Here is a 21,824-nt window from a genome sequence, read left to right as displayed (position 1 = left end):
CACAATAGTCCCAACTATCTTCACGCGATCATGCACTACAACATAAAAAATTTTATTTTTTCGGCACACCTGTACCAACCAAATCCGGAAAACTTCAAGATAATTAGAATAAAAAACAAAAGATAAAATTCGCGCCAATATTTACGTGTATCTCCCTGGTTTCCTGGTGTGAACATTCTTTTTCGGCGCAAAAATCTGTTAAGGTCGCCAACTATTTTTTGCGTCGCCCGAAAATGGCGGAAATAAAACGCGAATAAATATCTCCGAGCTGGAAGCTCTATCGTCAATCACATGGAGAGTGCTATGCCGCGCGCTTTTTTCTTATTGCTCATTCTTTTTGTTATCGCTCCCAACTCCTGGGCGGCGGACGGCCGCGCGGATTACGACCTCGATGATGACGGTTTGATCGAGATTAACGACTGGGCGGATTTGGATGAAGTGCGCAATAACCTGGATGGTTCGAGCCTGTATGGAAGCAATACGGGTTGCCCGGTCGATGGCTGTATTGGTTTTGAGCTGACCACGGATTTGGACTTTGATACCAATGGCGATGGTTTTCTTGACAGTAATGATTCCTACTGGAATGCGGGAGAAGGCTGGTTGCCGATTGGTAACCTTTCCAGCAATTCATTCAGCGCAGTAATCCATGGCAATGGCTATGTTGTCCGCAATCTGATGATTGAACGCCCAGGTGTTGGTTTACAAGGATTGTTCGGTGCTCTCAATCATGCCACTGTCAAAGAGCTGGGTTTGAATGGGCCCTTGATGAGCGTCCGGGGAGGACAAAGCGTCGGTGGCCTGGCAGGTTATGCAAGTTCAAGCCAGTTTACAGCCACCTTTGTTAGCGGTTCCGTCACAGGTACCGGCGACTATGTAGGCGGCTTGATCGGTAGTGCCAGTGACAGCGAAATTACAGCTAGCTATGTAACAGGTACAGTCACTGGAGAAGATTATGTTGGCGGACTAATCGGGGGGAGGGGAAATGTCATTGCCAGCGTATCAACCGCGTATGTTGTTTCTGCTCGCTTCTCGAGTGGCTTGATCGGCAGGTGGGGTTCTGCAGACATAAGTTATTGGGCCGAGGACATTTCTAGTAAAAAAGATAGCAACTACGGTGTAGCTGTTAATTTGATAGAACTTCAGTGTCCAACTGATGCCGACAACACAAGCTGTACCGATACCAAGCTGTATGAGGGGTGGTCAAACTACAAAGACTCTGACGGAAATGCCTATTGGGATTTTGGCGGTGATACCGAGCTGCCCGGGCTGCGCCTGGGTGGTCGCGTGCACCGGGATGCCGATGGCGACGGTGTCGCAGATGCCGATGACCCCTTCCCTACAGAATTTTCCGGTGGTTTCGACAGTGATGGCGATGGCGCTATCGATTTCTGGACCTTGGGTTGCGATGCCGACTGCCGTAGAGAGAGTGGTCTGAACCTGGACCAATTCCCCGATTCTGCGGCCGCTAGTGTGGATGCTGACTGGGATGGGTTACCCGATCAATGGCGCGAGGGCTGCGACAATAGCTGCCAATCCGCGTCCGGGCTAACGCTAGACGATTCTCTGAATGATACCGACAACGACGGTATCACGAATCTCATCGACGACGATGACAACAATGACGGCATCATCGATGCGGATGCAAACTCGAATGGATTGATTGAAGTCGCTACCTGGGCAGAGCTGGATGCTATTCGCTATAGCCTAGATGGAACAGGGAAAAGGCTCACGGCTGAAAGCGAGCTGGATTTATCGGGCTGTCCAAACATTATTGAAGCGGGTGTATCGCAAAAGCGCTGCCAGGGATACGAGCTGGTTGCGGACCTGGATTTTGATACCAATGGCGATGGGATTTTTGACAGCAATGATACCTATTGGAATGGAGGTGCGGGTTGGCAGCCAATTGGAGGCAGTTCCATTAATGCATTTACCGCAGTGTTCCATGGCAACGGCCATATTATTCGCAACCTGATAGCTGTACGTCCCAATGATGATTTTCAGGGTCTATTCGGCTATTTGGACAATGCCAGCGTCATGGAGCTAGGCCTGAACGGGTCTTTGATGCTTATTAAGGGGTCAAAATACGTAGGCGGGCTGGCAGGAAAAATACACAAAAGTCAAATCACCGCTACCTTCGTCAGTGGTTCTGTTTACGGCACTTTTGGAAGTACTGGGGGTTTGGTTGGCTCCGCTTCGGACTCAAAAATCTCCGCCAGCTACGTCACAGGTTCCGTGAAAGGAATCAATTATGTTGGTGGCTTGGTGGGATACAGCTCCGGCAGTCATATCTTCGCAAGCGTGTCCGCAGCGTATGTGTCTGGGGGTGCCAACTTGGGTGGCCTAATTGGCGATTATTATTTCGCAAATAAAGGTTCCGTTAACTCGAGCTACTGGGCTGTGGATGCATCGGGCAAAACATCCAGTGAGGGCGGTACGGGTGTCACTCTGGTCGAGCTTCAGTGTCCCACCAGCTCTGATGATACTAACTGTGCGGAGACCACCCTTTACAAGGATTGGTCAAGCTACAAAGACACTGACGAAAACACCTACTGGGATTTCGGCAACGATTCCGAGTTTCCAGGTCTGCGATTGAAGGGCAGAGTTTTTCGAGATGGTGACGGCGACGGAGCACATGAGGTGGACGATGTGTTTCCCACGCTATTTGCCGCGAGTCGTGATAGCGATGGTGATGGCGCTATCGATCATTGGACACCGGGATGTGATACCGACTGCCGTACGTCCAGCGGTCTGGTATTGGATCAATTTCCCCAAAGTGCAGCAGCCACTGTTGATGCGGATTGGGATGGCTTGCCTGATCAATGGAATGTCGGTTGCGATAGTACCTGTCAATCTATATCCGGCCTCACGCTGGACAGTTTCCCCAATGATACTGATAACGATGGCATTACCAATGACATCGACGATGACGACAATAATGACGGTGTTGTGGATGCGGATGCGAATTCCAACGGCTTGATCGATGTAGCTTCTTGGGTCGAGCTGGATGCCATTCGGCATAGTCTGGACGGAGTCGGGCAGAAACTTACAGCGGAAGGTGGACTGGATAAATCGGGCTGTCCGCAAATTATAGTGGACGGTCTGTTACAAGAGCGCTGTCAGGGATATGAGCTTGTTGCCGACCTGGATTTTGATACCAATGGCGATGGTGTACTCGATAGCAATGATACCTACTGGAACGCGGGTGAGGGCTGGCAGCCTATCGGCGATTGGGACTATCCATTCACGAGTTTGTTTCAGGGCAATAGCCACCGGATTCAGAACCTGATGATCGCGCGCCCCAGCCAGGATGATCAGGGCCTGTTTGGCATTCTTGAAAATGCTACCGTCAAGGAGCTGGGCCTCAGCGGGCCGTTAATGGCCATTGAAGGCGGTGGCGTTGTGGGTGGTCTGGCGGGCTTCGCTCAATACAGTCAGATCATTGCGACCTATGCCAATGGTTCTGTGACAGGCACTGGTGGTTTGGTCGGCGGCTTGGTTGGTGGTGGTTACCACACAGAAATCACGGGAAGCTACACCACTAGCTCCGTTGTTGGTGATCAACATGTTGGTGGTTTGGTCGGTGATAGTGATTACACGAGTATTACCGCCAGTTACACCACGGGCTCTGCTTTTGGTAGTGAAAATGTTGGTGGTCTAGTTGGCTCAAGTACTAATAGTCAGGTTGCAGGCAGTCTTTCCACCGCATATGTGTCCGCACGCGACCATGCTGGTGGTCTGATTGGGAACGCAAATAAAACCCCTGTCATTACCAGCTATTGGGCAAAAGATGTATCGGGAATAACTACTAGCGATGGTGGCACAGGGGTTACCCTGGTGGAGCTTCGGTGTCCCACCAATGCCGACGACACCACCTGTGCTACTGAGACACTCTATGAAGGTTGGTCTGGCTATCTGGATATCGACGCTAACAGCTTTTGGGATTTTGGCTCTGAGACCGAGCTTCCCGGTTTATCTTTAAACGGCGCCGTTTATCGCGATGGCGATGGTGATGGTGCTCTGGACGCTAATGACGAATTTCCCACTCTCTTTGCGGCCAGTGTAGATAGCGATGGCGACGGCGCCGTCGATTACTGGACACCTGGATGCGATGCCGACTGTCAAACAGCTAGTGGACTGGTATTAGATCAGTTTCCCGAAAATGTTGCCGTTGCGCTCGATACTGATTTGGACGGTTTGCCAGAACAATGGAATCAAGACTGTGACAGTGCCTGTCAATCCAGCTCGGGTTTTGTCTTGGACAATATGCCCGACGATACCGATAACGATGGGATCAATAACCGAGATGATAATGATGATAACAATGATGGTATTGAAGACGTAGATGTCGACTCTGATGGTTTGATAGAGATCAGTTCGCTGGCAGAACTAGATGCTGTCCGATATAGCCTTGGGGGGGTTGGTCAGCGTTTAAGTGCCGACGGTGAACTAGACAGCTCTGGTTGCCCAGCTATTTCATTTTCCGGTGTATTGCAGGTTCGTTGTTATGGTTACGAGTTGATTTCCGACTTGGACTTCGACACCAATAGCGATGGCACCCTGGATATAAACGATGATTACTGGAATGGCGGCGAGGGTTGGCAGCCGATTGGTAATAGCTTAGACGAAAGCTTCAGCGGTTTTTTTCACGGTAATGGTCACCTTATTCGCAACCCGATGATCAATCGCCCGGGTGCTAGCTATCAGGGATTGTTCGGCTATCTTCGTGGAGCAAGGTTAAAAGAGCTGGGCTTAACCGGACCCCTGATGACCATTCATGGAAATTCCTACGTTGGTGGACTGGTAGGGTATGCGACTTCTAGCGAAATCAATGCAGTTTACGTCAGCGGCTTTGTAGTAGGGGCGAACAATAATATTGGTGGTATGGTTGGCTATACCAGCTATTCAAAGATCAGTGACAGTTACATAACCGGGTCTGTAGCCGGAAATGATGACATCGGCGGCGTGGTTGGGGGAGCTCGCAACAGCCAACTTTTCCGCAGCGTGTCTGCTGCACACTTAACTGCACGGCGCTCCGCAGGCGGGCTGATTGGATATGGATATGATACTCAGGTAAATAACAGCTATTGGGCAATAGATACATCAGGAGCAACGTACAGTTCCCGCGGAGGGTCTTCTGCTACCCTCGCCCAATTACAGTGCCCAACCGATGCTGACAATACTACCTGTGCTGAGGCCACCCTCTATACCGAGTGGTCCAACGCAATCGATGATGATGGCAATAAATATTGGGACTTTGGCTCCACTATCGAGCTGCCCGGTTTGCTGTTAAATGGCACTGTATATAGAGACGGCGACGGCGACGGCGCACAAGGATATGATGACGCATTTCCCCAGCTGTACGCCGCCAGCGCCGACAGTGATGGCGATGGCGCACCCGACTTCTGGAAAGCTGGCTGTGAAGTCGAGTGCCGCGCTGCTAGCGGATTGGTTTTGGATCAGTTTCCCGATAACCCAGCCGCCTCTGTAGATACTGACCTTGATGGCTTACCGGATCAATGGAACGACGACTGTGATAGTAGCTGCCAATCCTCGTCAGGTCTGACTCTCGACAACGACAATGACAATGACGGTGTGGTCAACGAGGAAGACGCCTTCCCAATTAACGCTGCCGCCTCAGTTGATACAGACAGCGATGGCCTGCCGGACACTTGGCTCGATACGTGCGACAGCACTTGTCAGACTGGATCCGGCCTAGTACTGGACAGTTCACTAAACGATACCGACAACGACGGCGTGGTGAATGAAGATGACGATTTTGTCGACAACAGTGCTGCCTCAGTGGATACCGATGGTGATGGGAAGCCGGACGCCTGGCTCGAAAGCTGCGACAGCGCCTGTCAGTCCGGCTCTGGCCTAACGCTGGATGACGATAATGACAATGACGGCGTGGTAAATAATGAAGACGCCTTCCCGGTCAATGCAGCTGCTTCAGTGGATACCGATGGCGATGGCAAGCCTGACGCCTGGCTAGAAGCTTGCGATAGTGCATGTCAATCCGCTTCAGGTCTGACCTTGGACGACGACAGCGACAACGACGGGGTGCTAAATGCCGAAGATGCTTTCCCGATAAACGCAGCTGCTTCGTTGGACACTGACGGCGACGGCAAACCAGATGCATGGCTCCATGGGTGTTTTACAACCTGTCAGCGGAACTCTGGCCTGACTCTGGACGACGACAACGATAATGACGGAGTCGTGAACAGCGAGGACCCCTACCCGACTGACCCCACACGTGTAATTGATGAAGACCCTCCCGTAATGCTCAGAGCGCCAGAGCCAATCAGTGTGGCCGCTACAGGCGAAACCACGCAGGTAAGCCTGAGAGTTATCCAAGCGTGGGCCAACGACAATTTTGACAACGAGCTGGAATTCGAAGTGGAGCTCGATGGCAACCTGCTGGTGCGCGACGATGAGCAACAGGTATCTCTGCCAAGCGGGGCTCTGAGTCTGGACTGGTTTGCCGTGGACGATGCGGGCAACCGCTCCGAGCCTCTGCCGCAATCCGTCAAGGTTTACCCGCAAGTGCGCTTTACTCAAGGCGAGTCAATCACGGGCGAAGATCGCGAGGCGGAAGTGGCGGTAAGTTTGTCCGGCCCGTCCCCGGAATACCCCATTACCATCATGGCGAGCTGGGTAGAATCAGAAAGTGATGCAACCGCTGCGGATGTTGTTACCGATGGCGATAATGCTGTAAACCTGAATGAGCTAATTCTCACCATCGAATCTGCCGATGACCTGGAAAATGCCGCCGTAGTAGCGCCCATTGTCGGCGATGACCTTGTCGAGGCAGACGAGTATCTAACCCTGGAACTGGTAGCCGCCCTGGCGGGCAGTGATACCACCTTCGAAATGCCCATTGATGCCGAACAACAGCGCCACCGCCTGACAATCACCGACACCAACATTGCGCCGACGGTCACTGTAGCGGCGGCGCAGAACGGTGAACCGGGTACGGTATTTATCACCGATGCGGGTGATGTGACCCTCAGCGCCGAAGTGACCGACGTCAATGGCGGTGACAGCCACAGCTACCAGTGGTACACCAGCGAGCTGCCGGTGACACCGGGTGACGAGGAATCTTTCACCTTTGATCCGCAAGCAATGGCGGTGGGTCAGTACAGTGTCAGTATCGTGGTCACCGATGATGGAAACCCCATGTTGTCCTCCGAGGAAGTGACCTTCTCATTTACCCTTGAGGAAGCCGATACCAACGATGGCGGCGACGATGGTGATAATGGTGACGGTGGTGATACCGGTGGAGGTGAAACACCTGTGCCAGATGGTGGTAACACCGGTGGTTCTGGTGGCTCCAGCGGTGGCGGCGTTGGCTTATGGCTGCTGTGCTTGATGATGCTCGGCGGCCTGTGGCGCCGCAAAATGGCTATTTAACCGCGATACCGTTTAACAGAAAAAGCCGATGGTAAACCCATCGGCTTTTCTGTTTTGGTGATTGTAAATTGATGTTCGTAATTTAATTCCGGAGATGAGCGTTTATTCATAATTTTCTGTATTGGAAAATTCTCAACTTTTTAGGGTTGTACAAAATACCCGATTAGATTTTCTTTCCGTGAAAAAGCGCAAAAGCCCTTAACCTATCGGTACGCACGTGTGTACCACTAAGTGCTTAAAAACTGAAAATTTAATTTTAGAAATAAAAATTTAGCAAGAATTCCTGAGCGCCTGCCTGTGTCTCCGATTTTTTTGAAACAAATACCGTTTCTTGATCAGCAAACCTGATAACGTCGCCAACCACTTATAGCGTTGCCCAAAATTGGGCGAGACCAACGCAAATAAATGTCCATCGGGCCGGAGGCCCTGTCGCTAATCACATGGAGAGTGCTATGTCGCGCACGTTATTCCTATTCCTATTCCTTTTTACAGTCGTCCCTTATTCCTGGGCGGTCGACGGTCGATCCGATTACGACCTGGATGACAATGGCCTGATCGAGATTAACGACTGGGCCGACTTGCATGAAGTGCGTAACAACCTCGATGGTTCAGCACTCTATGGTAGTAGTGCCGGTTGTCCCGTGGATGGCTGTATTGGTTTTGAACTCACCACGGATCTGGATTTTGATACCAACGGTGATGGTGCACTTGATAGCAGTGATACCTTCTGGAACGGCGGTGAAGGCTGGCAACCGATAGGTAGCAGTTCGAGCGATGCATTTAGCGGGGTATTTCACGGCAACGGTCACCTTATTCGCAACCTGATGACCGCACGACCGGATGTGGACAACCAGGGCTTGTTTGGCGCTATGGTAGACGCCACGGTGCAAGAGCTTGGCCTGTCCGGACCGATGATGCATATCCAGGGCAAGTCTGCGGTAGGCGGATTGGTCGGTTATGCACAGGGAGGTCAGATTACTGCAACCTTTGTAAGCGGTTATATTGATGGCAAGGGGACTAGTATTGGTGGTTTGGTTGGATCGGCACTTGGCACAAACATAGTTGCCAGTTATGTAACGGGGCTCGTGAACGGGGAGGGAGACAGGCAAATCGCCGGTTTGGTGGGGTATCGCCTGGCGGGCGATGTCATCGCCAGCCTGTCCACCGCGTACATGCAGAGCAGCGTGATTGGCGGCTTGGTCGGCTACAGTTATTCGGGCGATTCTGCCGATACCTATGTGAGTTACTGGGCGACGGATGCGTCGGGCCAAAAGATCAGTTACGGCGGTACGCCGGTCACGCTTACCGAACTTCAGTGCCCTACCAGCGCTGATAACACCAGCTGTGCAGAACCCACCCTTTACGAAACCTGGGCCGAATACACCGACGCTCAGGGGAATCCCTACTGGGACTATGGGACCGATAGCGAACTTCCGGGATTGCGCCTGCAGGGCCGCCTGTATCGCGACGGTGATGGGGATGGTGCAGAAGCGGACTATGACGATTTTCCCGTGCAATTTGCCGCAAGCGTCGACAGTGATGGCGACGGTGCACCGGACTTTTGGAAAATCGGCTGCGAGGAAGAATGCCGCATCGCAAGCGGCCTGGTTTTGGACCAGTTCCCCGACAGCTTCGCTGCCACCATCGATACCGACATGGATGGCCTGCCCGACCGTTGGAATGACGACTGCGACAGCGCTTGCCAATCCGCATCCGGACTGACCCTGGATGATGACAATGATGGTGATGGTGTTGCCAATATTGACGATGCCTTCCCCGCGAATCCCGCCGCAGCCGCAGATGCCGACAATGACGGTATGCCAGACGCCTGGCATGCCGCCTGCGACAGCGACTGTCAGGCGACATCTGGCCTCACTCTGGACCCTTCGCCGAACGATACTGACAACGACGGCGTAATAAATGACCAGGATGCATTTGTCGACAACAGCGCCGCGGCAGTTGATGCCGATGATGATGGTCTGCCGGACGCCTGGCTTGAAAGCTGTGACAGCACCTGCCAATCCAATTCTGGCCTGACCCTGGATACCTCCCTGAACGACACCGACAACGACGGCGTGGTGAACGAGGAAGATGATTTCATTAACAACAGTGCAGCCTCCGTGGATACTGACGGCGATGGCTACCCGGATTCCTGGCTTGCGACCTGTGACAGTGCCTGTCAGTCCGCATCCGGGCTGACCCTGGATGACGATAACGACAATGACGGTGTTGCCAACGAAGCGGATGCTTTCCCGGTCAATGCGGCGGCCGCAGTTGATGCCGACGGCGATGGTCTACCGGATGCTTGGCTCGATAGCTGCGACAGCGCCTGTCAATCAGCCTCAGGCCTGACCCTGGACGACGACAATGACAACGATGGTGTCGCCAATAACCAAGATGCCTTCCCGCTCAATGCTGCCGCATCCGTTGATGGAGACAATGATGGTCTGCCGGACGCCTGGCTCGAAAGCTGTGACACCGCCTGCCAGTCCAACTCTGGCCTGACCCTGGATACCTCCCTGAACGACACCGACAACGATGGTGTAGTGAATGGCAATGATGCGTTTGTAAATAACGCTGCTGCGGCAGTGGATACCGATGGTGATGGCCAGCCCGACGCTTGGCTCGATAGTTGTGACAGTGCCTGTCAATCCGCCTCAGGCCTGACGCTGGATGAAGACAATGATAACGATGGCGTGGTCAACAGCGAGGATCCCTACCCGCTGGATAACGAACGCTCCGTCGACGCCGACGCGCCGGAACTGCTGCAAGTACCACAAGCGATCAGCATGGCGGCCACCGGCGACTCCACCCTGGTAACGCTGAATGTCATGGAAGCGCAGGCGATTGATAACTTCGATGACGAACTCGAGTTTCAGGTAGAGCTCAATAGCGAGCTGCTGATACGTAATGAGGATCAGCAGGTTTCGCTGCCGAGCGGCGCTTTGTCCCTGCAGTGGTTTGCCGTAGACGACGCGGGTAACCGCTCCGAGCCCTTGGCGCAGATGGTAAACATCTATCCGCAGGTGCGCTTTGCCGAAGCCGATTCAATCACCGGTGAGCAGCGTGTAGCTCCCGTTGCACTGCGTCTCTCGGGCCCATCTCCGGAATACCCGGTTTCGATATTGGTCAGTTGGGTAGAGTCCGAGAGTATCGCCACGTCGGCAGACGTAGTGACCGAAGGCGACAACGGTGTAAACCTGAGTGAACTGATCGTTACCATCGAATCTGCCGAAGCGCAGGACGATGCCGCGCTACTGATTCCTGTAGCCGCGGATGAGGAAGTGGAGCCGGACGAGTATCTGACACTTGAACTGGCGGCTGCACTGGCAGGCAGTGATACTACGTTCGAAATGCCAATCAACGCTGATCATCAGCGCCACCGTCTGACAATAACCGACACCAATATCGCGCCGACGGTAACGGTCACGGCGGCACAAAACGGTGAGCAGGGTACGGTATTCGTCACCGATGCCGGCGAAGTGACCCTGAATGCCGAAGTCACCGACGTCAACGGCGGCGACAGCCACAGCTACCAGTGGTATACGAGTGAGCTACCGGTGACACCGGGTGACGAGGCATCCTTCACTTTTAACCCGCAATCTATGGCCGTGGGTGAGTACAGTGTCAGTATTGTGGTTACCGATGATGGCGTACCGATGTTGTCCTCGGAGCAAGTGGAATTCACCTTTACCCTCCAGGAAGCCGATGGCGCGGATGGGGGCGATGACGGGGATAACGGCGATGGCGGCAATGACGACACTGGCGATGGAATCTCTACCGGCGGTGGTCAAACTCCAGTGCCTGAAGAGACTGGCAACTCCGGCGGCGGCTCCAGCGGCGGTAGCGTTGGCTTCTGGCTACTTTGCATGATGATGTTCGTTGGCCTGTGGCGTCGGAGATCCCTGGGTTAAACACGGCCCATTAAAAACCTAAAAGCCGGTGGTAATCCCACCGGCTTTTTCGGTTATGTGCAGAATTAATAGTTAACTTGCGTTAGCCTGAGTGAATAGCCTTTTATAGCTCTGGGATTTCGCAATGAGGGAGACGCTTTTGCAATCGCCAAACCCCGTCCTTCTGATCATCGATGTTCAACAGGCAATCGATCACTTCGACGATGGCTACCGCAACAATCCCGATGCGGAAAAAACCATCGCTCTACTGCTGGATCACTGGCGAAAGTCCGGGCTGCCCATCGCCCACGTCCGCCACGCTTCAAAATTCCCGGAGTCGCCCTACCACCCCGCCTCTCCCCATTTCGCGTTCAAACCGGAAGTGATGCCGGAGGGCGATGAGCCGGTTTTCACCAAGTCGGAAAACTGTGCATTTATCGGCACCAGGCTCGAGAGCTGGTTGAACGAATGCGGTATCAGTGAAGTGGTTATCTGCGGTGTGCTTACCAACAACTCGATAGATGCGACGGTGCGCGTTGCGGCGGGTTTGGGATATCGGGTTTTGGTTCCCGAGGATGCAACCGCGGCTTTTCCACTACAGCGACTGGATGGGAAGTTTGTGTCGGCGGAGGATATCCAGTGGATTTATCTGAGTAATCTGCACGGCGAATACTGTCGGGTTTCCAGCACAGCAGAATTGCTGTCTTCTTTCCAAAAATCGGCCAATCAGGCCTAGTGTTGCGGGTAATTTATTAGCTGACTCGACCTATCCCGCATCGCAGGCGGTTTTGACGGGAAACAAAAACCAGATAGGCGGGATAAAATCCAGTATGGTGAAAGGGTCAAAATTGAATCGTCTGTTTGGATGAAATTCGCCATGCATCATGAGCAACCCAACAACCCACTGCACGGAATCAAGCTTGAAACCATTGTGGTGAAACTGGAGCAACACTACGGTTGGGAGGGGCTGGCCGAGCGGGTGCCGGTCAACTGCTTCAGAAATGACCCGTCAGTGAAATCCAGTCTGAAGTTCCTGCGTAAAACCCCCTGGGCCCGGGAAAAGGTTGAGGCGCTGTATATCTCCACCTTTACTGGTAATAACCCCTGGAAGAGCTGAACCGGCGATGATCGAGACCCTGCGCAACCGAATCCTGAAACCTTTGCTGATCCTGTGTATTGGCGCACTCTCTGCGTGTACCGGGTTGCCACAGGGGGTCGAGCCCGTTGACGATTTCGAACTGCAGCGCTATCTGGGCAAGTGGTACGAGATCGCACGCCTGGATCATTCCTTCGAGCGCGGCCTGAGTCGGGTGACCGCGGAGTACAGCCTGCGCGAGGACGGCGGTGTTAGGGTTATCAACCGCGGCTACTCCGCGGCAAAGGGCGAATGGGAGCAGGCGGAAGGCAAGGCGTATTTTGTCGGTGAGCCGGATATTGGCCACCTCAAGGTGTCCTTTTTCGGGCCCTTCTACGGTTCCTATATCGTGTTCGAATTGGGTGCCGATTACCGCTACTCCATGATCTCGGGGCCCGACCGCTCCTATCTGTGGTTGCTGTCGCGCACGCCCACGGTGGATGACACGCTGAAACAGCGCTTTATCGACAAGGCCCGCGCGCTGGGCTTTGATACCAATGCGCTGATTTTTGTGGAGCAGCAATCTCCGTGAAGAGCGCACGAATCGGTGCCAGATAAAATACCGTTCCGTCAAAAAGCACCAACTGTGTCTCTTTTCCCAATCCGTATCGCTTCCTGAGCCTTTCCTATACTGCCTGTAGCTGAAAAATTTCCGTGCAGTGAGGATGGTGTGAGCTCAGGCGTTTCCTCCATATCCGGACCCGGACCGGTTTCCCCCAAATCCCTCCGCCCGCTGTCGCTCGGCCGGCGGCAGTTTGTTCGCACCCAGTTCCTGGTGGCCGGCGGCCTGCTGGCGTGCCCCGCAGCCCTGCTCAATGCACAGCCGGGCCAGGTAAGGGAGGCGGAAACCCGCTTGAGCAAGTTCTTTGCGGTGTCGCAGAAACTGTTGCATCCACTGCCGGTGGACACCCATCTGGACAGGCGGGTGGCGGCGCGTTTGCTCGCTGCGCTGAATCGCGAGTACCCGAGTTTTCCACAGCAGCTGGATTTGTTTCCCGACAATCCGGGGGAGGGTGAGCAGCATTCGCCCATGGCGCGCCTGATTATTGCCGCGTGGTTTCTCGGAATTGTCGGCAAGGAGCTGGTTACCTACGAGCGCGCCATGATGTACCGGCTGACTTCGGACGTCTTTCCCGTGCGCTCCTACTGTGTGGGTGAGCCCGGCGCCTGGGCGAAGGCTCCAGAAATGAAATTCGGGAGGGTTTAAAGCGTGGCGGGCAAGGAAGCCGAATACGTGGTGATAGGTTCCGGTGTGGCCGGGGCACTGGTGGCGAATGAGCTGGCCAAGGCGGGCAAATCTGTGCTGATCCTGGAGGCGGGCCCGCGGGTACGCCGCTGGCAGACCGTGGAGCGCTTTCGCAACCAGCCGGACAAAATGGACTGGATGGCGCCCTACCCCTCTCCCTCCTGGGCACCGCATCCGGAGTACGGAGAGCGCGCCAACGATTACCTGATCTTCAAGGGCTCCCACAAATTCAATTCCCAGTATATCCGCGCGGTGGGCGGAACCACCTGGCACTGGGCCGCCTGTTGCTGGCGCTACCTGCCCAGCGACTTCAAGATCAAGACACTGTACGGCGTGGGACGGGACTGGCCGATCGACTACGACGATCTGGAACCCTGGTACTACCGCGCAGAACAGGAGCTGGGCGTATGGGGCCCCAATGACCAAGACCTGGGGTCACCGCGCTCCGCGCCCTACCCCATGCAACCCTTGCCGGTTTCCTACAGTGAACAGCGCGTTTCCAGCCGTATGAACCGACACAACCCCGACTGGAAGGTAGTGACCGAGCCGGCGGCGCGCAACAGTCGCCCCTACGATGGTCGCCCCATTTGCTGCGGCAACAACAACTGCATGCCCATCTGCCCGATCGGCGCCATGTACAACGGCATCGTCCACGTGGACAAGGCGGAAGCCAATGGCGCCGAGCTCATTCACAGCGCGGTGGTAAATCGCCTGGTGAGCGAGGGCGACCGCATTGTTGCCGCCGAATACAAGGACCCCGCGGGCAATGATCATCGCATCTCCGGTAAAACCTTTATCCTCGCCGCCAACGGTATCGAGACGCCCAAACTGATGCTCATGTCCTACGGGCGCAAACATCCCACCGGGGTTGGCAACAGCTCCGATATGGTGGGTCGCAACCTGATGGATCACCCGGGCACCGGGGTGCGGTTTTTTGCAGACGAAAAATTATGGGCGGGACGCGGCCCGCAGGAAATGACCTCGGTAGTGGGGTTTCGCGACGGTGACTTCCGCGCGGAATACGCGGGCAAGAAGCTCAACCTGTCGAATATCTCCCCGGTGGAAAAAGTAACCCGGGAAATCCTGCAGGAAGAATCTTCTCTCAATGTGCCGGATCTCACCGCGCGCCTGCGCGATCGCGCCGCCCGTTTTGTAGAATTCGCGAGCTTTCACGAGATCCTGCCCCAGCCACAAAACCGCATTCGCCCCAGCACCTCGGAAAAAGATGCCAGTGGCATTCCGCGGCCGGAGATCACCTACAGCATCGACGATTATGTAAAGAAGAGCGCGGTGCATACCCGGGAAATCTACGGGGAAATTGCTCGGGTCATGGGTGGCACCGAGGTGCGCTTCTCCGACGACTTCGCCCCCAATAATCACATTACCGGCTCTACCATCATGGGAGAAAAAGCGGAGGATTCCGTGGTGGACAAAGACTGCCGCGCCTTCGACCACCCCAACCTGTTTATCGCCGGCAGCTCGGTGATGCCCACGGTGGGTACGGTCAATGTCACCCTCACCATTGCCGCCCTCGCCCTGCGCCTGGCGGATACGCTGATCCGGGAGGGCTAGACGTGCAGTATGTTAAGCGCGTCTTGATGACTCCGCTGTTGATGTTTCTCACTGCTTTGACGGGTGGTGTTGGCGACTCTGTCGCCCAGGAAGTTTGGGATCGCGCTGCGGCAGTGGAAGTGAATCAGGAGCTGAACCGGCCGGAATTGATTGAAAAAGGCCGCTATCTGGCCATCGTTGGTGATTGCAAAGCCTGCCATACCGCGCCCGGCGGCAGTGATTTTGCTGGCGGGCGCGCGATGGAAATGCCCGTACTGGGCACCATCTATACCAGCAACATCACCCCAGATATCAATACCGGGATCGGTGGCTGGACACTGCCGGAGTTTGATCGCGCACTGCGTCGTGGTATCGGCAAGGACGGGCGCAATCTGTATCCGGCAATGCCCTATGAGTCCTATGCGAAAATTACCGACGACGATATAAAAGCGCTCTATGCCTATTTTCTTTTCGGTGTCTCCCCGGTACATGAAGCACCACCAGCGAACAAGATTCACAAGGCGTTACAGGCGCGCTGGCCACTTAAAGTCTGGAATTTCCTGTTTGCCCCCGATGAAGCTTTTACACCGGATTCGTCGCAGAGCGATGCATGGAATCGCGGCGCCTATCTGGTGCAGGGACTGGCCCATTGCGGCGCATGTCATACGCCGCGGGGTATCGCGTTTCAGGAAAAAGCCTACGACGAAAATGGCAACAGATTCCTCGCGGGTGGCCCGGTGCTCGACGGCTGGCAGGCTTACAATATTACCTCCGACCCGGTCAGCGGCATCGGCGAATGGAGCGATGAACAGTTAACGCAGTACCTGAAAACCGGGCATGTCAATCGCCTTGCCCAGGCAGCGGGTCCCATGGCAGAAGCTATTGAAAACAGTCTGTCGCGGCTCAGCGACAGCGATATAACTGCAATGGTGACTTACCTGCGTACGGTCCCAGCGGTGCGGGGCAAGGCGCGTGTCGCACGTCACTCGCTGGGCACACCGGCTACCGATGTGATCATCAAGCGAGGCAATCCGCTGGCGGTGGACCGCGCGGCCAACCTGAAATCTGATGGCGCCCGTCTGTATCTGGGGTTGTGCGCTACCTGCCACGGTGTGGATGGCCGTGGCAGCAAAGATGGCTACTACCCCTCCCTGATAAACAACTCCACCGTCGGTGCCGAAAGCGAGCACAACCTGCGGCAAACGATCCTGCAGGGCGTGCGCCGCAAAATCGGCGATGACGAAATAATGATGCCGGGTTTTGCCAGAGATCTGGATGAAGCACAGCTGAAAAAACTCCTGGAATATCTTCGCCGACAGTTCGCCAAACCCGCCGAAAACACATAGAACACCCGGTCACGTAAGGCCCGGAGCGATTTTTCAGTTATGTACTGGAAAAAAATAATGATATTTGACTCTGGAACTATTTTTGCAGGCCCCGAAATTCCGTGAAAGTGATACGACAGTACCAATACCGTGTTGAATTAGCGGTTTTTAACTCCTATCAAGTCCGTTAAAGTTTCCCTGTGCAGATATTAGACTCTGTTAGCACTGGGCTAATAGATTGCTTAACTTGTGCAGTTTTAGCCGATTTTTATCTTGGATTTTGATGGGGCCGGCTTGAGTTTAATCAAATAGATAAAAGACCAGTGACATGGTAAGAAATTTATCCTTCTTTTTGTTGATAACGTTTTCAAATTTTGGGTTTGGTATGTCGATTCTAGATCTCGGTAAGGCTTGCACTTTTTCCCAGATGCAGCTGGAAATCACCTACAAAGGGGAGCCGGCTCCCGCTGCCAAAGTATGGCGACGGGTTAAATGGCAAAAAGAAAAAATTGACGAATTCAAAACGGATGAAGAAGGCCGGGTTGAGCTCCCGGAAATAATGGAGAGATCCGTTATGCAACTGCTTCCATCTGAATTCGTGGTATCCCAGGCGATCGTAGTCACCTATATGGATGAGGAATACAAAATCTGGGTAAACAGCAAGCGCAGCCCGGAAAAAAACTCCGAACTGGATGGAAGCGATATCCATCTCAAGTGTGAACTTACCGATGAGCGTCGACTCGTTTCGGATTATGAGTCTGATTTTTTAACAAGTTGTGAAATTATATAAATACAAGGGAATGTCGCATGACCGCTTTGGATCCATTGAATGCCGCAGAACTGGCAGACGATATTTACCAGGTCGAAGATGAATTTACGCGTGAGATTTTCTACGAAAAATATAAAGATCGCTTTGAGCTGGGAAAAGATTCCGGCCTCTCTGATACTGGTATAAAAGGGAAAACTGGCGGCATACTATTGAAGTATCCGCATATGATGGCCGTGATGATTGAGGGTAAGAAAAAAACTTCCTTCGATGGGCAGGCTGTGTTTGCGGTAAAAGGTACCGCCGGACTGATGGATGCCCTGACGGATCTGAATGCGGGAATTAAAAACGCAAGAACCGGGGGCAAGGTACATCAGGGTTTTCTCGATGTGTTTGATTCCTATGCGGGAAAACTGCCAACCCTGTCTTCAAATATCCATACAATTCACTGTGTGGGGCACAGTCTTGGTGGAGCCTTGGCGACACTTACCGCGGACTGGCTGAAGTCCACCTCCGGTAAAGAAGTCAAACTGTATACTTTCGGTTCTCCCCGTGTCGGTCTGGAGCATTACGCTTCCAAGGCGCAAAGGAGTATAGGCGCCGGGAATATTTACCGGGTGTATCACAAGACAGATCCGGTACCGATGGTTCCTACCTGGCCGTTTTTCCATATTCCCGATGGTGGCGAGGGAGATTTCCTTTTGCCCTCCGGATTGCACCTGAAGCCGTGGGAATTCCACAGCATGAAGCGGTACATAAAATCCAGTAAAGGAGATGGCAGTCAATCCCTGGAGTGGTCAACACTGCGCTCACGCCGCCCTCAGGATTTCCTTGATTCCAGTGTCGAAGCCTGGTTGAAATCCAACAGCATCGTATCCTTTACCCTCAATTCCGCGCGACTGTTGAGCGCGGCCATTCTGTGGGTGGTGAAGAAGCTGACCAACCTGTTGGGTATCTCTGTGGTTATTGCGGGTAGCACCACATTCACACTGCTGGACCGCCTCGCCATGCTGATGAGCAAGGGCCTGGAGCTGGCCAAGGATGTTTCAATCTGGGTAACGCGCCTGATCAAGCGTATGGCGCAGATGCTCGGTATTGTCGTGCGCGAAGGCGCCGAAATGACCATGCGATTTATTCGCCAGGTATTTATCCAGGCGCACCACGCGGTATCCGAGCTGGTACGCCAGGCCGGCCGAACCCTGCACTGATCGTCTGCCACCAGACCGGGCTACAGCCCCGGTCTGGCTTTCGGTCCGGACGTCTTGCTATCTTTTTCTCGTTTCCCTTCTTTATTCCTGTCTCCCCAGTGATGGTCCAGATGTAGATCCGGATCCCGGCGATCTTCCTGCAGTGCCTGCAGCAGCTGTTCGCGGTAGATCCTGGTCTGGGCGATGTGCTGGGACTCGTTGCGCCAGTAGGGGAACAGGGATTCCAGCATGCGCTGGTCGTGTTGTTTGAATTTGCGCGCGGCGCGCTGGGCCTGGTGCCTGGAGAGCCCCAGCAGTTCCAGCGCACCGGCGCCGATCTCCAGCGCACTGTCTACGGTTTCCCTGTAGATGTACTTCACCCCTGCCTCCATCAGCGCATACTGGTGCATGCGGTTGCGCGCCCGGGCGAGAATGGTCAGGTGCGGAAAGTGCTTCTGGATACGGCTGACGATCTCCAGGGATGCGGCCTGGTCACTCAGGGTAAGGATCACGATTTTTGCGTTCTCGGCACCGGCCGCATGCAGCAAGTCCTCGCGGGATGCATCGCCGTAGTAGGCCTTGATACCGTAGCGACGTACCAGCTCAAGTTGCTCGGCATTGTGTTCCAGCAGGGTGGTATCGAATCCGCTGGCATTGAGCAGGCGCCCGGCGATCTGCCCGTAGCGTCCGTAGCCGATAATGATCACCGGAGAACCGTCGTCGTGGGGATTGGAGTCCGGCAGGTCCGGTTGTCGCGGCCCGGCGAAAAAGCGCGGCTGGATCAGCAGTTCATACGCGAGCAGCAATAGCGGGGTAACCGCCATGGACAGCGCGATCAGCGCCACCAGTACGCTACTGACGTCGTCGGGTAACACCTTGTTCTGGCTGGCGTAGGCCAGCAGTACAAATCCGAATTCCCCCGCCTGGGCGAGTGACAGTGCAAACAGCCAGTCTTCTCCCCTGGCCATCCCCCGCACCCGTGCCAGCGCGAACAGGATGGCGAACTTAACCGTCACCAGCAGGATCAGCAGCCCGAGCAACAGCAGCGGTTTCTGCAGTACCAGCGCCAGGTCCAGGTTGGCACCTACCGCGAGAAAGAACAGCCCGAGCAGCAGTCCCTTGAACGGCTGGATATCCGCCTCGAGCTCGTGGCGAAATTCGCTGTCGGCCAGCACCACACCGGCGATAAATGTGCCCAGTGCCGGTGACAGTTCCAGCCAGCTCATGATGGCTGCGGCGCTCAGCACAATCAGCAGCGAACAGGCGGTAAACAGCTCCCGTGTACGGGTGCCCACCACCAGGCGCAACAGCGGTGTGAGCAGGTAGCGTCCGGCCAGTACCAGCGCGGCGATCGCACCGAGCACTGCCAGGGCGTAAGTCCAGCCCTGCAGGTCATCGGGATCCTGGGAAATCTCCACCGTCGCCAGCAGCGGCAGCAGCGCAAGGATCGGGATCACGGCGATATCCTGGAACAGCAGCACGCTGAACGCATTGCGACCGCCCTCGGTCTTGAGCAGATCCTTTTCTGACAGCGATTGCAGCACGATGGCCGTAGAGGACAGCGCGAGGATAAGGCCGATGGCAATGGCCGCATTGGTATTCTGGCCGAACAGGTAGACGGCGATCAGGGAGATTGCCGCAGCGGAGAGCAGCACCTGCGCGCCGCCGGTGCCGAAGATGGAGCCGCGCAGGGCCCACAACTTGCGCGGCTGTAACTCGAGGCCAATCAGAAACAGCATCAGCGCCACACCAAACTCTGCAAAGTGCAGTTCGTCGCTGGTGTCGCCGACCAGGCCGAAGGCGTGGGGGCCGATCAGTACCCCCGCCACCAGGTAACCCAGTACCGAGCCGAAACCGAGACGTTTGGCGAGGGGCACGGAAAAGACGGCGGCAGCGAGGAAGATAACGGTCTGAAGTAGGTAGTTGTCGTGCGGCATGGCCTGTTCTTGTTGGAGTTAGAAGGTATGCCGCGAGTCCGGCAATCTCAGTCTGGTTGCGGGCTGGGGCCGTCGACCTCGGGGCAGCTGGCGGCGCGGCTGCGGTGAATCAGCGGCGCAATGGTCGAGCCCTGGACCACAATGGAGAAGACTACCACGCCGTAGGTCATTACCACCCACAGGTGTCGCAGGTCGTGATTGCCGCCGACGATGTAACCGGCGGGAATCGACATCGCCAGGGCCAGTGCCAGGCCGCCCCGCAGCCCACCCCAGACCAATATGCGCCCGGTGTAAGGATGGTACTTGCGACGCCGCTTGAGGAACATGAACGGCACACTGACCGCAGCGATACGGCCTAGCAACACAATGATGATGGCGGCAACAATCAGCGCGTAGTCAATGGGCCTGAAGTCGATGGTAATCAGGAACAGCCCCACCAGCAGGAACAGGATGCCGTTCATGAACTCTTCGGTGATGGTCCAAAAGTTGTCCAGCTCGTGCTGGCTCACGCGGGAAAATCCGCGCTCGCGGGTGAAGTTGCCGATGATGATGCCGGCCACCACCATCGCCAGGGCACCGGATACGCCGAGAATATTGGCGGTGGCAAACCCGGCGGTGGGGATAACCAGGGTCAGCAACAGTTCCAGGCTGTGGTCGTTGGTGGAGCAGATGAGCCAGTGGAACAATCCGCCAATGGCGAGGCCGAGGGCGATGCCCCCCAACGCTTCCACCATGAACAGATGGCTTATGGCGGGCAGGGTCGGGTCTGTGCCCTCGAATGCCAGCGCGTAGATCACCGCAAAGACCACCATGCCGAAACCGTCGTTGAACAGCGATTCCCCTTCCACCTGGATCGATATCTGCTCGGGCGCCTTCATGCTCTTGATGATCGCGAGCACCGCAATGGGGTCGGTGGGAGAAATCAGCGCACCGAACAACAGACAGTAGACGAGGTCCACAGGCATACCAATGGCGCCAAACAGCCAGTAGAGCAGGTAGCCCACCACAAAAGTGGAAATCAGCGTGCCGAAAATCGCGAGCACAGTGATTTCCAGCTTCTGGTTGCGCAGCATCAACAGGTCGATATGCAGGCTTCCGGCAAACAGCAGAAAGCCGAGCATGCCCTTGAGCAGCAGATCTTCCAGGTTCATCAGCGGGAGCAATTGCGATATCCAGTCGCGCAACTCCACCACTTCCAGCTTGCCGAGACCGGTGACGATCAGCGACAGCGCCAGCGAGCCGGCGGTAATTGCAATGGTGGTCTGGGTGCGCAGCACATACTGGTTGAGAAACCCGAGGAACACGGACACGGCGGCGAGAAAGCAGAAGATGTAATAGACGTCCATGCCCTGGGGGGTACCTCGATTGGAAGGT

Annotated in this window: 12 protein-coding genes; 10 read left to right on the top strand and 2 right to left on the bottom strand. The window is 55.0% G+C overall.

The features are described 5' to 3' along the window. The first annotated feature begins 303 nt into the window (after positions 1 to 303). From ACONT6_RS17165 to ACONT6_RS17120, 10 genes are all read left to right on the top strand, one after another. Positions 304 to 7,410 (top strand): GLUG motif-containing protein, encoded by a 7,107-nt coding sequence (locus ACONT6_RS17165; protein ID WP_428819614.1) that lies wholly within the window; start codon positions 304 to 306, stop codon positions 7,408 to 7,410. A 452-nt stretch (positions 7,411 to 7,862) separates the two neighbouring features. Further along, positions 7,863 to 11,324: a GlyGly-CTERM sorting domain-containing protein gene (locus tag ACONT6_RS17160; RefSeq protein WP_428819613.1), complete on the top strand. Its 3,462-nt coding sequence runs from the start codon at positions 7,863 to 7,865 to the stop codon at positions 11,322 to 11,324. 139 nt (positions 11,325 to 11,463) lie between these two features. Next, entirely contained in the window at positions 11,464 to 12,039 is a 576-nt protein-coding gene (locus tag ACONT6_RS17155; protein WP_428819612.1) for a cysteine hydrolase family protein, read from the top strand. Positions 12,040 to 12,180: 141 nt separating this feature from the next. Continuing rightward, positions 12,181 to 12,420: a VF530 family DNA-binding protein gene (locus ACONT6_RS17150; protein WP_181254820.1), complete on the top strand. Its 240-nt coding sequence runs from the start codon at positions 12,181 to 12,183 to the stop codon at positions 12,418 to 12,420. A gap of 7 nt (positions 12,421 to 12,427) precedes the next feature. Next, entirely contained in the window at positions 12,428 to 12,970 is a 543-nt protein-coding gene (locus ACONT6_RS17145) for a lipocalin family protein (protein ID WP_428819611.1), read from the top strand. A gap of 138 nt (positions 12,971 to 13,108) precedes the next feature. After that, entirely contained in the window at positions 13,109 to 13,645 is a 537-nt protein-coding gene (locus tag ACONT6_RS17140) for a sugar dehydrogenase complex small subunit (RefSeq protein ID WP_428819610.1), read from the top strand. Between the two features lie 3 nt (positions 13,646 to 13,648). Continuing rightward, positions 13,649 to 15,256, top strand: a complete 1,608-nt coding sequence (locus ACONT6_RS17135) for a GMC family oxidoreductase (RefSeq protein ID WP_428819609.1) — start codon at positions 13,649 to 13,651, stop codon at positions 15,254 to 15,256. Positions 15,257 to 15,258: 2 nt separating this feature from the next. Beyond that, complete coding sequence (locus tag ACONT6_RS17130) at positions 15,259 to 16,581, top strand: c-type cytochrome (RefSeq protein ID WP_428819608.1); 1,323 nt, start codon at positions 15,259 to 15,261, stop codon at positions 16,579 to 16,581. 364 nt (positions 16,582 to 16,945) lie between these two features. Then, positions 16,946 to 17,350: a DUF6795 domain-containing protein gene (locus ACONT6_RS17125; protein ID WP_428819607.1), complete on the top strand. Its 405-nt coding sequence runs from the start codon at positions 16,946 to 16,948 to the stop codon at positions 17,348 to 17,350. 17 nt (positions 17,351 to 17,367) lie between these two features. Beyond that, the gene (locus ACONT6_RS17120; RefSeq protein WP_078083717.1) at positions 17,368 to 18,534 is read left to right on the top strand and encodes a lipase family protein; all 1,167 of its coding nucleotides are present in this window, start codon (positions 17,368 to 17,370) and stop codon (positions 18,532 to 18,534) included. Between the two features lie 20 nt (positions 18,535 to 18,554). On the opposite strand, the gene ACONT6_RS17115 is transcribed toward ACONT6_RS17120, so the two are convergent. Both ACONT6_RS17115 and ACONT6_RS17110 read right to left on the bottom strand, forming a co-directional pair. Next, the gene (locus ACONT6_RS17115) at positions 18,555 to 20,450 is read right to left on the bottom strand and encodes a monovalent cation:proton antiporter-2 (CPA2) family protein (RefSeq protein WP_428819606.1); all 1,896 of its coding nucleotides are present in this window, start codon (positions 20,448 to 20,450) and stop codon (positions 18,555 to 18,557) included. 47 nt (positions 20,451 to 20,497) lie between these two features. Next, positions 20,498 to 21,796 (bottom strand): cation:proton antiporter, encoded by a 1,299-nt coding sequence (locus tag ACONT6_RS17110; protein ID WP_428819605.1) that lies wholly within the window; start codon positions 21,794 to 21,796, stop codon positions 20,498 to 20,500. Positions 21,797 to 21,824 lie beyond the last annotated feature (28 nt).

Source organism: Microbulbifer sp. MCCC 1A16149 (assembly GCF_050368945.1).
Lineage (GTDB): Bacteria > Pseudomonadota > Gammaproteobacteria > Pseudomonadales > Cellvibrionaceae > Microbulbifer.
This window is presented reverse-complemented; position numbering and strand designations above follow the sequence as displayed.